12 protein-coding genes and 1 pseudogene are annotated in these 14949 nt (G+C 41.9%); 5 read left to right on the top strand and 8 right to left on the bottom strand.

The features are described 5' to 3' along the window. Nucleotides 1–177 precede the first annotated feature (177 nt). Nucleotides 178–702: a hypothetical protein gene (locus NXV01_RS23085; RefSeq protein WP_217723057.1), complete on the top strand. Its 525-nt coding sequence runs from the start codon at nucleotides 178–180 to the stop codon at nucleotides 700–702. A gap of 105 nt (nucleotides 703–807) precedes the next feature. Here NXV01_RS23085 and NXV01_RS23090 read toward each other — a convergent pair whose 3' ends face one another. Beyond that, the gene (locus NXV01_RS23090) at nucleotides 808–1131 is read right to left on the bottom strand and encodes a DUF4907 domain-containing protein (RefSeq protein ID WP_259023283.1); all 324 of its coding nucleotides are present in this window, start codon (nucleotides 1129–1131) and stop codon (nucleotides 808–810) included. After that, nucleotides 1118–2176 carry a kelch repeat-containing protein gene (locus NXV01_RS23095; RefSeq protein WP_259023284.1) on the bottom strand — a complete coding sequence of 353 codons (1059 nt, stop codon included), beginning with the start codon at nucleotides 2174–2176 and terminating at the stop codon, nucleotides 1118–1120. The genes NXV01_RS23090 and NXV01_RS23095 overlap by 14 nt, the downstream gene beginning before the upstream one ends. Before the next feature lie 192 nt (nucleotides 2177–2368). Here NXV01_RS23095 and NXV01_RS23100 point away from each other — a divergent pair, with 192 nt between their 5' ends. The 3 genes from NXV01_RS23100 to NXV01_RS23110 all read left to right on the top strand — a co-directional run bounded on the left by NXV01_RS23100 (nucleotide 2369) and on the right by NXV01_RS23110 (nucleotide 6366). Next, entirely contained in the window at nucleotides 2369–3694 is a 1326-nt protein-coding gene (locus NXV01_RS23100; protein WP_259023285.1) for a DUF4270 domain-containing protein, read from the top strand. Beyond that, nucleotides 3691–4896 (top strand): hypothetical protein, encoded by a 1206-nt coding sequence (locus NXV01_RS23105; RefSeq protein WP_217723063.1) that lies wholly within the window; start codon nucleotides 3691–3693, stop codon nucleotides 4894–4896. The genes NXV01_RS23100 and NXV01_RS23105 overlap by 4 nt, the downstream gene beginning before the upstream one ends. A gap of 285 nt (nucleotides 4897–5181) precedes the next feature. Next, nucleotides 5182–6366, top strand: coding sequence for an aminopeptidase C (locus tag NXV01_RS23110; protein ID WP_148364635.1), 1185 nt, complete (start codon nucleotides 5182–5184; stop codon nucleotides 6364–6366). 4 nt (nucleotides 6367–6370) lie between these two features. Here NXV01_RS23110 and NXV01_RS23115 read toward each other — a convergent pair whose 3' ends face one another. From NXV01_RS23115 to NXV01_RS23140, 6 genes and pseudogenes are all read right to left on the bottom strand, one after another. Beyond that, the gene (locus NXV01_RS23115; protein ID WP_148364634.1) at nucleotides 6371–7099 is read right to left on the bottom strand and encodes a LytTR family DNA-binding domain-containing protein; all 729 of its coding nucleotides are present in this window, start codon (nucleotides 7097–7099) and stop codon (nucleotides 6371–6373) included. Beyond that, nucleotides 7096–8310 carry a sensor histidine kinase gene (locus NXV01_RS23120; protein ID WP_148364633.1) on the bottom strand — a complete coding sequence of 405 codons (1215 nt, stop codon included), beginning with the start codon at nucleotides 8308–8310 and terminating at the stop codon, nucleotides 7096–7098. Before NXV01_RS23120 ends, NXV01_RS23115 begins: the two co-directional genes overlap by 4 nt. A 98-nt stretch (nucleotides 8311–8408) precedes the next feature. Then, nucleotides 8409–10403 carry a carbohydrate-binding domain-containing protein gene (locus NXV01_RS23125; RefSeq protein WP_259023286.1) on the bottom strand — a complete coding sequence of 665 codons (1995 nt, stop codon included), beginning with the start codon at nucleotides 10401–10403 and terminating at the stop codon, nucleotides 8409–8411. An 18-nt stretch (nucleotides 10404–10421) separates the two neighbouring features. Continuing rightward, nucleotides 10422–11200 (bottom strand): annotated as a pseudogene (locus NXV01_RS23130) (DUF2490 domain-containing protein). A 4-nt stretch (nucleotides 11201–11204) separates the two neighbouring features. After that, nucleotides 11205–11879, bottom strand: coding sequence for a DUF4956 domain-containing protein (locus NXV01_RS23135; protein ID WP_074637827.1), 675 nt, complete (start codon nucleotides 11877–11879; stop codon nucleotides 11205–11207). Nucleotides 11880–11896: 17 nt separating this feature from the next. After that, on the bottom strand, nucleotides 11897–12676 hold the full coding sequence (locus tag NXV01_RS23140) for a polyphosphate polymerase domain-containing protein (protein WP_074637840.1): 780 nt from the start codon (nucleotides 12674–12676) through the stop codon (nucleotides 11897–11899). 1054 nt (nucleotides 12677–13730) lie between these two features. Here NXV01_RS23140 and NXV01_RS23145 point away from each other — a divergent pair. Further along, the gene (locus NXV01_RS23145) at nucleotides 13731–14933 is read left to right on the top strand and encodes a DUF4925 domain-containing protein (RefSeq protein WP_004311756.1); all 1203 of its coding nucleotides are present in this window, start codon (nucleotides 13731–13733) and stop codon (nucleotides 14931–14933) included. The last annotated feature ends 16 nt before the right edge of the window (nucleotides 14934–14949 follow it).

The raw sequence follows: 14949 nt of genomic DNA on the forward strand, positions 1-14949 counted from the left end.
ATTTTTACGATTTGTGCATATTTATTATAAAAACAAACGAAAAAGGCAGATAGTTTGGCAAAAAGAATAAATTCTCAAACAAAATCTTGTTTTTTTGCTTTAATCTATGTAACTTTAGGCTAGCTTAATTGTTTAAGGAGGAAAAAATCAAAAAAGTCCTGCCCGCAGGCAAGCACCATGAGAATACAGTTTGAGATTAAAGAAAATTTGCCGGAAATTATCGAAGAAATCTTACACTCTGATAAATGGCAAACTTCCGTGAAGGAAGAACTTAGCGGTCGGACGACCGTTGTGATCCGTGACCAAGCGTATGGTTCAGAAGCTACCATTGAAATTTATGCTACATCTATTGAAATCAAAACTGCCTGGTCTAAGTACTCCTATCGTATATTTGTAACCAACGATATCGTATGGTGCGAATATAACGGTGCCTATCGTGGTCTGTTGGAACAAGTGCTCCTACCAACAATTACTCCCAAAGAAAATCTGCTCAATTCTGACGTGACTGAAAGTTCGCTTTATGGAAATGAGCATAAGAAATTGAGGGAATATGCAGAAGATAACCTGAAACTGAAACAATTCCGCCGGGAAAACTTCAATGAACAAAGGAATGGGATTGCACCGTTCGACCATCCGAAGCGTGTGTATGATGAGTTTATCAAAGAAGATTATGTAGTAGCACCCAAAGGAGAAAAGAAATAATTCGCACTTAACGCTTTATCTTGTGCCATCGTATTGGCACAGTCATGCCACCGCGTTGGCACAGTCGTGCCAATAGGGTGGCATGACTGTGCCAACAAGATGGCATTAATACACAATTCCCAAGTTATCCAGATCGGCCTTTGATATAGCAAAATCATTTCCGGCTTTAATCCGTTCCAGCACTAAGTTTCCGATACATTGGGCATCCTGTACTGATTGAAAAGACCTTTTCCCGGATACAACCGGGATAAAAGGCTGAACAATTATCAAACGCCCTCTCTCATAAATTTTATAACCGTATCCACTACCTTCAACTTGAGTTACTTCCAGCCGATATATATTTATCGGATGCATATACCCATATATGATTCCCACTAAAAGCAGCAAGACAAAGCAACTAATACCTATTGTTTTTTTATATCTCTTCATATTCATAAGGTTTCAACTCCCAAGTATCATCGTAATAATAAGTAGAAGCCCCTCCCGTAGCTATAATTCCTCGTTTTCCGGTAGAAAAGCATACGGCTTTCGAACGTGTACTTCCTTCGAAATTTGTCAAATCTTCTCCATCCCATAGGTCTGTAAGAGGGTCGTAAATCCAATAATTGGAACGATAACTACCACCTGCAGTCTGCCCCACAGCAATATATCCTTTACCGTCGATCACGAAAGCACAAGCATAAGAACGGACGATAGAAGTGTAATCGTCGTCATAATCATCATCACTCTTATCGTAAAGTTCGCGCAATTCTTTCCAAGTACCCGTTGCCGGATTAAAACACCAGAAATCCGTCACATCCGAACCGTTATTCTCACCACCACAGATATAAGCGATATCATCTATGACGAAAGCCATACCGCCCATTCTCTTCTGCCCGCCAAATCCACTCATGGCTGTCCACTCTCCTTTATCTCCCACTGACGGGTCGAACTTCCAAAAGTCCTTTTGATAATTATCGTTGTAACCTGTACCCAAATACCCATACTGACCAATGCCGAAAGAAAGCGCATAATACCGTTTACCATAGATATTAGTTCCATCAGTTCCATCCGGGATAGAAGCCATCTCCTTCCATGAATTCGTGGCAGGATCATACTGCCAGCAATCATTCAGATAATCCTTTTTCGTCGCATCGTAACCGGTAGCAATATATCCTTTGGTACCTACTGCAAAACCTGTAGCCGCATTCCGGGCAGGAGCCGCATCGGGCATTGATGTACACTGTGTCCACGAATTAGTCTCAATGTCATACGCCCAGCAATCTTTCAAACGGTCTTTGGTACTCCCCCGGTATCCGGTGCAGAGGTACCCTACATTACCAATCGTAAAACCAGCTGCGTCCGTACGCGCCACACCATCAAAATCAGAACGGCGATACCACACACCTGCCGTATATTCAGTATCATCCGTACATGCCGCCAATGAAAGCAGCACCACCATCATGCAAAGTAATTTATTCATTTTCGTATTCATAAATATGTCGTTGATTACAACCGCAAATGTAGGCGGCAACGGGCACGCATAAAAAAACTATCGACAAATAAAGACATTCTATCTACCAACAAAATTCAGGTCGACAAATACAGAGATTTAGTCGATAGTTTTTTGGAGGACTGTTGAAAACCTCTTCTTTTGCCGCTACAAAACCAATTTCATTTTTACTACATGAAGTCAATCATACAACTTTTTTCATTCTTTATCTCTCTTTCTTTTTTTGCTTGTGTAGACGATTCATCGTCCATAGGAGCGAAATGGGTACAAAGTTCATTTCTCAACGCGCAGATGGACACCTGTACGGTATTACTTAGTACAGTATTAAGCGACTCCGTAGCCACTTCGGGAGATACGGTTTGTCAGATAGGATATCGTGACGACAACTTATGGGGGAAAATTACCGCCTCTTTTTATGCAGAGTATGAAGTACCTTCCTATTCTTTTGATGAAAACATCCAGTATGAGTTCGATTCGATCACCATACGCCTGTATTCTTCGGGCAATTATCTGGGAGATACACTAAAAAAACAACGCATTTATCTGCATGAACTGACAAAGAATATAGAACTGGACGATAGAGGGTACCTATACAACACTACTACTGCCTACTACAACGAAACTCCACTGGCATCTTTCGACTTTCGTCCTACTCCGGGCTCACCGAGCGAGGAACTGGAAATACGATTGCCGGACGCATGGGGAGAAGAATGGTTCAACTTGATGCTAAATGATGGCCGATGGGTACAATCCCAGAATTTCTTCCATGATTATTTCAAGGGAATTGCTTTCATACCCGATGCAAATGACGCTTGTATCAGCGGATTTCAAGTCAACGACTCCAGTATGTGCATCACAGTCTACTATCACCAGATTACGGAAACACTGAACGAAAAAACATTGGTTTTCAACACAAGCAGCACCTTAACTTACAACAAAATAGAACAGGACCGCTCAAACACCCCGATAGTCAACCTGCAAAGTGGAGACGGTAATGAATACTCTTCCGGAAAAAGCGAGCATCAGGCTTATTTGCAGGGAATGACCGGCATGTATGTCACCATCGACTTCCCACATTTAAATAATCTCTGCGAGAAAGGAGAGCTTGTGACCATCGAGAGCGCAACGTTACAGCTATATCCGGTGAAAGGAACTTATGACGGCATGTACCCGTTGCCCAAAAGCCTGGCTCTCTACACCGCCAACAATGAAAATGTGACGCAAAGTGTAATCACCGACCTCACCGGGAGTTCCGTACAAAGCGGGAACCTGATAGTCGATGAGATGTCTTATGAGGAGACTTATTACTCCTTTGACATCACCTCTTTCCTGCAAACAAACCTGGGAACTACCGGATATGACCGTCAGAAACTACAATTATTTCTTCCGGACAACTTGTTCTATACCACTCTCCAAGGCGTTATCTTCGGCGACGGGGAACATACTGCCAATAAAAAGAATACCAAACTTATCATACTTTACAAAACTTATCAACAATGAAAAAGATTTTGTTTTGCCTTCTGGCATTCTATACTCCTGTCTCTATAATCATTGCACAAAATACAACGAACTCCCCTACTTCCATGTTCGGACTGGGAGAGCTTTCAACCGGAGAAGGCGGGCAATATGCCGGATTGGGCGGCGCAGGCATTGCATTGCGAGGAAATAATTTCCTGAACAGTGCCAATCCGGCTTCACTCACAGAGTTGACCGAACAACGCTTCCAGATCGATGCCGGTATCATGGGAGCATACCAGATTTATTCGCAACGAGGAGCAAGCAACCGTTCCGTCACCGGAAATCTGAATAACCTAAGTATCGGCTGCCGGATTATTCCACGCTGGTATGGAGCTATTTTCATGGCTCCCGTCAGCAGTGTAGGATATGCCATCACGCTGGATGAAGAGGTGGCAGGCACCAATGGAGGTACCATCTCTTCTCTCTTTCAGGGTGAAGGAGGGCTTTCCAAGATGGGTATCAGTACGGCTTACCTTTTCGGCAAAGGATTTTCTGTCGGCACCAATCTCTCTTATGTGACGGGGACTATCACACAAACGGAGACGCAAGGTACTGCCACAGAAGAAACCAGTTCCTACAAACATACTTTTTATGCGGATTTTGGTGTACAGTATAAATGGGCTATAGACCGCGAACGTTCTTTCGTTGCCGGTGCCGTATATGGTTACTCGCAGGATTTTAAGCAAGATAATAACTTATACGTTAGTAGCAGTTCGGGAGGGGGTGATATTGAAAGAAGCCTGAAACGCTATCGCCAATGTCTTCCTCAATTCTTAGGGATAGGAGCTTCCTACAACACTTTGCGATGGATGGCAACCATCGACTACAAATATGTGGACTGGAGCCGGATGCAATCTTCCCAATCTAACGTCAGTTTTGAGAATCAACACCGGTTATCAGCCGGTGGAAGATATACATTGGGCAATGTCTATCGCAATCCGGTCAGCATCCTATTGGGAACAGGTATCAACAATTCCTATATTGTCATTCAAAAGAAAAAGGCAACCGAATATTATGTCAGCACCGGACTTAACTTCGGATTACGCAATAATAATGTCCTCTCCCTCGGATTGAAATATAAAGGTCGGATGAAAATACCTAATGGTATGCAGAAAGAAAATAGCTTTTCCCTGTTCCTGAATATTACTTTCTCCGAACGAACTTACCGCGCCAAGATACAATAAAGACTCACCACAGAGTACGCAGAGGACACAGAGTTTTTTCTTAAGAAATAAATCGATCTGCCATTATCTCCGCTCAAAACATCTTCAGATATTCTTATCAAGGTATAGTCTGAACGTAGTCGAAGCATCTACTCTCCTGATATATACGTAGAGAAGAGCACGTTCGACAGGTGCAGAATAACAGAACGAACAATGTATAATAAAAAAACTCTGTGTCCTCTGCGTACTCTGTGGTGAAACTTTCCTATATTTGTAGCCAAAACATTTAATATTAATTTCATAGGAATGAAAAAGACAATCCTTATTGCTGCTTTAGGCCTATTCAGCCTAAGTGTTATGGCACAAGATGCAAAACCTGAAGAAGGTTTTGTTTTCACGACAGTGAAAGAAAATCCGATAACTTCTATCAAGAACCAAAATCGTTCGAGTACTTGCTGGAGTTTCTCAACTCTCGGATTTGTTGAATCAGAACTACTTCGTTTAGGTAAAGGTGAGTACGACCTGTCTGAAATGTTTGTTGTACACAAAACAATGCAAGACCGCGGAGTAAACTATGTACGTTACCATGGTGACAGTTCTTTCTCACCGGGCGGAAGTTTTTATGATGTAATGTACTGTATCAAAAATTATGGTATCGTTCCGCAAGAAGTGATGCCGGGTATTATGTACGGTGATACGCTGCCGGTACATAACGAACTGGATGCTGTTGCTTCCGGTTACATCAATGCGATTGCAAAAGGTAAGTTGAGCAAACTGACTCCGGTATGGAAAAACGGACTAAGCGCCATTTATGACACTTACCTGGGAGCATGTCCGGAAAAGTTCACCTACAAAGGCAAAGAATATACTCCAAAGACTTTTGCCGAATCACTGGGATTGAACTATAACGACTATGTATCACTGACTTCTTATACACACCATCCGTTCTATTCTCAATTCGCCATCGAAATTCAGGATAACTGGCGCAATGGCCTGTCTTACAACCTGCCTATCGAAGAGCTGATGGCTGTTATGGACAATGCTGTAAAGAAAGGCTATACCTTTGCATGGGGTAGCGATGTCAGCGAACAAGGATTCTCACGTGACGGTATCGCCGTAATGCCGGATGCAGCCAAAGAATCCGAACTGTCCGGTTCGGACATGGCACGTTGGACAGGACTGACTGCTGCCGACAAACGCAGAGAACTATTCACCAAACCTTTCCCTGAAAAGGACATTACCCAGGAAATGCGCCAAGTTGCTTTTGACAACTGGGAAACAACAGACGACCACGGAATGGTAATCTACGGTATCGCTAAAGACCAGAACGGAAAAGAATACTTCATGGTGAAAAACTCTTGGGGTAAATCAGGCAAATATAATGGTATCTGGTATGCATCCAAAGCATTCGTTGCCTACAAGACAATGAATATCCTGGTGCATAAAGACGCACTTCCTAAAGAAATTGCCAAGAAACTGGGAATTAAATAATTATTTAAGAAAGGCTTAATTTCCCAATGTATTCCGTAAATTTCTCCTTATAATTATCGCTGACAGGAATATAAGTATTCTTATCAAAAATAATACGAAGACGGGAAACTTCGGTAATCTTGCGAAGATTGACAATATAAGAACGGTGGACCCGCATGAAATGCGTGGGAAGCCGTTCTTCCATTTTCTGGAGGCTGGCAAGCGTTATTACCGGCTTGTCCTCTCCTTCCACAAAGATACGCACATACTCACTCATCCCCTCAATATAGCGGATATTCTTCACATCGATGCGGACCACTCTATAATCGCTCTTCACGAATAACGAATCTCCTTTTATCTGCGAAGCATTCCCTATTTCACCCTGTTGCTCCAACAAACGATATTCAAATTGTCTGCGGGCTTTATCCGCCGCTTTCAATAAATCCTGGAACTCAAACGGTTTCAGCAGATAATCCACGGCATCCAGTTTGAAGCCCTCTACCGCATATTCAGAATAAGCAGTAGTGAAAATCACCAACGGACGGTTCACCAAAGAACGTATGAAATCCAGTCCGTTCAAATCGGGCATATTAATATCCACAAAAATCAGATCAACCTCCTCTTCGGACAATATCTTCATTGCCTCGAACGCATCCTGACATGACTTTACCAAAGACAAAAAAGGTACTTGGGATATGTAATCCGACAACTGCGTCAATGCTAACGGCTCATCATCTATTGCTATACATTTCATTCTAATAAAGGTATAATAAGTAAGACATCAAATTTATGTTCCTCTTCGGTAATGGAAAGCGTATAATCATTGCCAAATAAAAGCCTCAACCGCTTACGGATATTTTCGAGTCCGATGCCATGATGCTGTTCGTCAGCCGAACCATTATTGCTGTTGGAACAACGGAATGAAAGCCGGTTGCCCTCATCCAACTGCATCAAGACATGAATAAAAGACTCGCTACGGTAACTGACTCCATGCTTAAAGGCGTTTTCCACAAAAGAGACAAAAAGTAAAGGGGGAATCTGCACTTCGGGCACTTCGGCCGGAAAATCCATCTTAATAGAAACTTTGTTGGTATAACGCAAACTCATCAGGGCAATGTAATTCTTAAGAAACTGAACCTCACGTGAAAGCAGAATTGTTTTATTACTCGCTTCGTAGAGTACATAACGCATCAGTTTAGAGAGTTCCACAATCGAACTTTTCGCTTTCCCCGTATCAATATCCACCAAGGCATGAATATTATTAAGCGTATTCATGAAAAAATGAGGATTAATCTGATACTTCAAATATTGCAGTTCCGATTGCAAGCGTTGATGTTCCAGCTCCTCCAGCATTTCTTCATCACGGAAAGATTTAAAGAAAAGTTTGATGGCGATATTGAATCCTACCATCAAAAAGGCAATGATGAAATGAATAAGATAGCGGAGCACAAAAGGAGGATAAGGAAAAGGAGTCGGTTTTGGAAATCCTCCGGGACCATTTGGAGCTCCCATTCCCCTAGGATGTTGTTCGGGATTGGACTCATTCCAATGTACATCCCCTTCCTTCCTCGCTTTTTCTCTCATCTTAATAATCTGATCTCTCCGGTTCTCCTTCATACGAAGAGGCAACTCTCCTCGCTTGAAATCTTTGGGGAAATGATTGGCAGAAGGAGACGGAGAAAGCCAACAAATCATTCCTATTACAAAAATCAACGAAACAGTATACTGCCAATACCTTTTCTTAAAAAGGAAATAGGGAACCAAGCCATAATTGTTCAACAGGAAAAGCACGAAAAAAGGAAGGATACTCAACCATGATTCGCGGATTATCATACGGGTTTCCTCCCGCTCAAGTCCTCCACTCATGGCAAAGTATCCGCCTATCAGCGGAAGAAGAAATATTACGATCCAGATAGCTCCGTAAATACTCTGCTCCAGCATGTGTTGTTTACGCAGTCTTTTCATGCCTTATTGCTTCTGATTATCGAAACAAAGATAAAACCGAACCTACTTTATCACAAATAGAATCGACCAAAGGACGGATTTCGACGGTAAACTGCTGTTTACCATCCCCATCCGCCAGGGCCATGTCCGCCGCCTCCACCACCGGGCTGGCCACCGCCGGAAGTGCTGCCAACTTGTGTCACCATCGAACTGGCGGTAAACGTTGCTGCCTGTGTGCCACCGGAATAAGTGGCTCCCGTATATAATCCGAAGAACTCGGAACCACCGGAAACCGCCCCTCCTTTTGAGATGATATAACTACCGCCCGAAGTCAGATTCGGACTGCTGAACAATACCGTCATTTGAGAATAAGCACGGGGAATCTGATAAGTCAGTACATTGGTTCCGTCGGCTGACTGGATATTCAGTATTTCTCCGTTACTTCCCGAACCACCATAGATCACACTGCGTTGCGTACATACACTTGATGTAGGTGTACTTGTTCCTCCTCCAATACCCAGAACAATCCCCCCGGTAATCTTAAAGGTATTCTGATCGCAATCGAATCCGTCTTCGGGAGAAGTAGTACCCGAAGATACGATCACTCCCCCCGTAATGGTCAGCGTACCATTAGAATCAATGCCGTCATTTCCGGAACTATAACAATAAATATTGCCACCATTAAGAACAATGCTGTTGCTTGCATTCATACAGTCATCGTAACAAAGGGCGGCAACCGTACCCTCATTGACAGTCAACACACTTTTACTCTCGATACCTTCACTGCCTTTCCCACCGGTAGCCTTCACAAGCACCGTTCCTCCATTGATTGTCAACGCACCGTTCGCTTTGATTCCTTTTGCCGACGAGTCGAGCTTGCCATACACACACTGCGTACCGGTAGTTATCACTTTCACCGTGCCGTCATTGATGGTAATCGAACCGTCACAGTTGATACCTTTACCGGCTCCACCTGTACTCTGTATGGCGATCTCCCCTCCTGTAATCAGGATATTTCCGTCACATTTAATTCCTGCACACGAACTCAAATCATTGTCTTCATAAAGTGCGGTTTGAGAAGTGAATGCAGTCAGCTTTCCTCCGGAGATGGTCAGGTTACCATCACAGGATATTCCTTTGGAGGCTGCTCCCGCCACTTGTGCCTGAATAGCACCGCCACTGATTACCACATCCAGACAAGATTTCAACCCATGCGCTTTATTGTCCGTTGTAGAGAGTTTGGCAAATCCTCCGGTCATCGTAATTCCTCCCTCTTCACACTGAATAGCATCGCCGTCAGAAGATATATTCAGTATTCCGCCGCCGATAATCACAGATTCATTAGTATGGATTCCGTCTTTTTTGGCCGAAGCTACCGTAATATTACACCCGCTACGGAAACGCACATAATCATCGCTTGTGATGGCATGTTTATAATTTCCGGTAACTGTGAGCGAACCACCACCACTAAAAATAAGCTGTCCCTCACTGAACAGGCAGGCTTTCATATCCTCTCCATCAGTAGTTGCCGTATAAGAAGAACCATCTGTCAACACATTCGTTGTTCCGTCTGCACATACCACGAACACACGTTTGGAAGACTGGATATTAATGGCAGCACCTACCGGATTGAGTATAGACACCCCTGCCAGTGATAATTTGAATTTCTTTTCGCTATATACCTTGAACGAGCCATTCGTAGTAGTCCCGCTCAACACATATTCTACTCCGCTGACTGTAGAATTAACCACGACATGCGCCCCATTGGAAGACACTTCCACTCCTGAAACACCATTGCTTACCGCAGCAGTCGTTCCATTATAGATAATCGTCACCACAGAGGCGAATTGGGAGTTCTCTATAAAATCATCATCGGAAGTAACCGTTTCCGACATGCTTCCATACGCCGTTTTATCACTTTCATCAAAAGTGATTGTAAATCCCAATAAATCTTCCGATCCCTCGGGAATCGTCGGGTTGGGCTGACTGCTTCCTCCACCTCCCGAACCTCCGACCAATATTCCTTCCTGATCGCCGAAATCGAATGATTCCGTCGTACAGTTCACCAACAACAGCAATAAAAGCGGTATCCAAAACAACACAATCCTTTTCATAATTTCTTGTTTTATCTATTAAAACTTAAATGAATATCCTGCACCGATCACATGCCCGTTTGCCTCATCGTCGTCTGCCTTATTTTGATACAGATAATAAAAATCGAGAGCATGTTTCTTACTTAGTTTCCATTCCGTCCCCAATGTCCATCGCAACTTTTCAAAAGCACCAATCTCATTCAACGAATGTGAAAGTTCGCATGAAGTATAAGGAGTAAAAGCACATTTACGTATATTATATTCCACCTGAAGGCGGGAACGAAGCACATTTTTTCCTTTTCCGCTGATATATTCATCATTCTTCACACTCCCGTCATCACCATCGAATTTGGGAACCGACTGACTGGGACGATAAGTATATTGCCACCGTTCACGAAGGGAAAACGTGAAGCGGCGCCAGTCCACCTTTCCTGTCAATGACAAGTTTACACGATGCTTCGGCTGCCAATATTCGGGGATATAGTTTCCTTTTTTAGTAACCTCCATCGGATGATAATAATGAATAAACGTATATCCTGCAGACGCTTTCAGCCAACGAAACATCTTATAGGAAACACCTGCCGAACCCGACCAGCGTTCCACCGTCTGCAATCCGTCTCTTGTACGGAATTCACCTTCCAGAGAAGCATCGAAACCGGAGAATATCTTTTTTTCACTTCCGCACTGGTCCACACGCCGAAGTCATCTCCCTGCGCATGGCTCTTCCCTGCCATACACAACAATAATAAGCAACCAATCAGGTATCTACCTGTCCCCCAGAATCTCTTCTGACTTTCTCTGCCTGACTTATCTTCCATTTTCTTATTCATTTTCTCTAGGTAAGCGGGTCAACGTATCAATCGTATTTATCTCATCTTTCAGCGGTTCATAATAGATTTTCAGCATGGCTGTATCCCGTAAAAAATCGATATGTCCCACTTCCACACGAACAATGTCAAGTCCTGTCCGTTCGCGGAGATCGCGTAATAAGTCCAATTCCCTTTCGGGTTTTATCAGTTCTATTCTATCATATTGAATCAGTTTACAGGAGATATGTTTCAGCCAGCGATTGCTTTCGCAAAGCCATATACTGACAATGAAAAGCAAGTTGGTACATACCAGTTCAGCATAACTGATTTCCACGGCAAGGGCATTGATTACCGAAATAGCAATGATGACAAAAAGATAAGTCATCTCACGCACGGGCATTGACTCGGTCCGATAACGGATGATACCGAAAATGGCAAATAAACCGAGCGCAAAACCTATTTTCAGTTTGACACTTCCCAATAAGAAAATCATCAGGAAAATACTGATACTTATCAGCGTAAAGGTGAAGTAATAATCACGCCGTTTGCTCTTAGGGTAATAAAACAGATGAATAATGCAGGATACCACCAGTAAATTGAAGCAGAATCGCAACAACAATTCCAAGAAACCTGCGCTATCCATCAATGGTGTTTCTATTAATGTAATATCACTTAGTTCATCAAACATATTATTCAGGTTTTATATTAAATATTCATTAGTTGCTTCTTTGCTATCTTCTGTGCCATTCTCAACTTGGTCTTAAACCGATTATATTTTAAGTTCCCGGCTGTGAGTACGGTTCCCACACAATATTTACTAATTCCCGAAGGCCGCACATGCAGTTCGCGCAGTATTTCACCGATGGGTGAATAAGTTCTCCCGTCACGTTTCAGTTCTATGATAGCAAGATTTTCCAATCTTGCTTCCGTTCCAGTTATGAGATGATGGAAATGCACACCAGTATCGATGGTCAGACGTTCTGTCATTGCCTTATTCACCAGTGTAATACGATGAAAATGATTTTCCAGTAGAAATTTCAAGGCGGACAACTCATACCAAGCATAATTGCGAAGAAACTCTTCTCCCCCATCCTGACGCAAAGAGTTTACTCCTTGCACCCGAATCCGCTTTTTATCTGTCCGCCCCTTGTTATTCTTATTCTTCACTTCCAGAAAAGTCAGACCGGAAGATACATACGTCCTTACACGGATCTTCTCACGGATCACTCTTCCGTTTTGATGAGCCAGATACATGGCGTAATCGGGAGTGTCGAGATAGGTAGTGTGATAAGCTATATTTCGCTCCCCCTGCACCTCTTGCACACGATAACAATTACTTGCCCGTTGTAATACGTCCATCAGGGCAGAGAGCGAAACGATATACTTCGTGTCCGTACGGTTCATCAAACGGATGGTACTCATCTCTTCCAAAGAAATGGAGGAGAAAGCGGAAAGTGCGGTGGTTACATTACATGCCTCGTTCATATTCATAAGGGATTAGAGTAGCAAGTGTTACAATACTGTAACAAATGTATGACAGAGAAGCAGAAAAAGGAAAAAAAATCAATGAACGGGGGATTCTTATCGGTGAATCGACTGTATTACAGCAACAAACTGTTCTGTTCTATTTTTAAGATTCTATTATTCAACAGTGGCTATGAATCGAATCAAATAGAAAATAAAATGCATAATCTAATGCAAGAATATGCATATCGCGCCCCTTATTATGCATAAATAAAGGGTAAACAGACCGTTTTTCATTGTATGAAAACGTCCGTTCTTTAAATGCAAGGTATCCTTGGTCGGTGAGGAACGCCTCCTTGCTCACCGACCAAGCTACCGTTCATCGGTGAGGAAGGAGGCGTTGATTGAAATAAGAGTCGTTTCCAAGCTATGTCACTTCTAACTTCGTTAATTTTCAATATAACAAATAGCTATAACATCAGAAAAAAAATATTGATTTATTTCGAATCTGGTAGCAAACAAATACAAACAGCAAGGATTTACTATCAAATCACTGTCTTTTGGGAGAATCCAAAAAGACATTTAAGCTCCTATTTATTTGCTATCCTCATATAGGTTCTAATTAAAGCAAAGAAAATGTATAAAACATCCTATTTTTATGTATAACCCTATTTTAAGCAAACATAGATTTATTTCTTGTAATATTCCAGCGGAGTCCTCTTTACTTTTTTACGGAAGTATTTATTGAAAGTTGTAAAGATGAATATTACATTCTAAACTTTCCGCAAGAGTCAGAAATAGAGAAGAAAAAAAATGAACGGTTTCTCACCTGTGAAAAATAGGAGGAAAACCATTTGCTTTTTTAGAGACCTCTTCATTCTCTTTTTACAGCCATTCTTAAAAGAAGAACAATCGATATTAAAAATAGAACACATTTATTTTTTCATTTTAGGTACTTTCACCGCATACGATTAAAAATAGAACATTAAAATAAAAAAACAGACCTTGACAATAAAGAATTGTTAGTCGAACTTTGCAAAGTTTTATTAAATACGCAATAAAAACAAAAAGCAAAATGAGAAACTTACGAAAACTATCTTATGTAGCTTGCGCAGTATTTTTCTTTACATCATGCGAAGAAACTTACAATGACAAGCTATTTTGGCCAGGAGAAATTAGTCAGGAATATGGCTCGTATATTAAACCATATACGCTAGACCTAACCTACAGCGGAGAGAAATTAATTGGAAAAACTGTCAGCTTCAAGACAGAAGATAGCGAAACGGGAACACTGACGCTGAATAATATAATCCCGGGAGAAAAGGAAACTCCTATCAGTCGCATCCAACTTTATGAGAATGAAAAGAAAGGATATTATACTTTCAGCGGGACCAATATCACAATGGGAGGAGCTACGGTGAAATATGAAGGAATAATAACTCCGAAAAACATGCAACTATCACTGAACGTAACAATGGCTTATGCCAACTCCATTGCAAACACATATACATTTCCTGCATACTCCCACACAACAGATGGAGAAAGTATCATCCGTAATAGCGGAGCCAGCTACGTGAATATTACTACAAAAGCAGGAGGAGAATCTCTCCAGCCGGTGATTTTACAAATACAGCAAATGGCAACTAATATATTAGATGTGATTTTTCCTTATGTATTGAAGGATATTACATTTGAGAAAAATGGAATTGTCACTGCCAGCTATACTACGAGCCCTGTAGACATGAATGAAATTATGGAAGTTGCCAATTCGGGCAAAACTGACGCTGAATTCAAAAGTCTGATCAACAAACGCACTTATGAGTCATCTCCCAAAGGATTGGCCTACTGGAATCAAACAGGCAACAAAGCATTTGTCGTACAACTAAATATCCCTGCCATTGTGTCTCTCATAGCACAAAACAACGGAAAGCAAATTGACTATCAGCTTATCGCAGGAATCAGTGAAGCACTTCTAAAATCTGACCCGGCACGTTTAAAATTAACGTTAAGTGCCATCAATATGATTTTAAACAATGAAATAATCACCTATATTCTTCAATTGGATGATGATACTTTTGCAACTCTGCTCACATGGATGAAAGACGGAATACCAATGGGCATCAACTCAACAAAAGAACATACTTATATCTATTTCAACAAAGAAACTCTCATGCCGTTCATCAGCATCATCGGTAGTTTGCTGGAAACAAATTTAATTGAAGTTGCAGCCCTTTTCGATAAAATGGAAATCGGTATTGACCTCACAGCTAAGAAATAATTCATTTTAATTATCT

It is taken from the genome of Bacteroides sp. BFG-606, assembly GCF_024788145.1.
GTDB lineage: Bacteria > Bacteroidota > Bacteroidia > Bacteroidales > Bacteroidaceae > Bacteroides > Bacteroides vicugnae.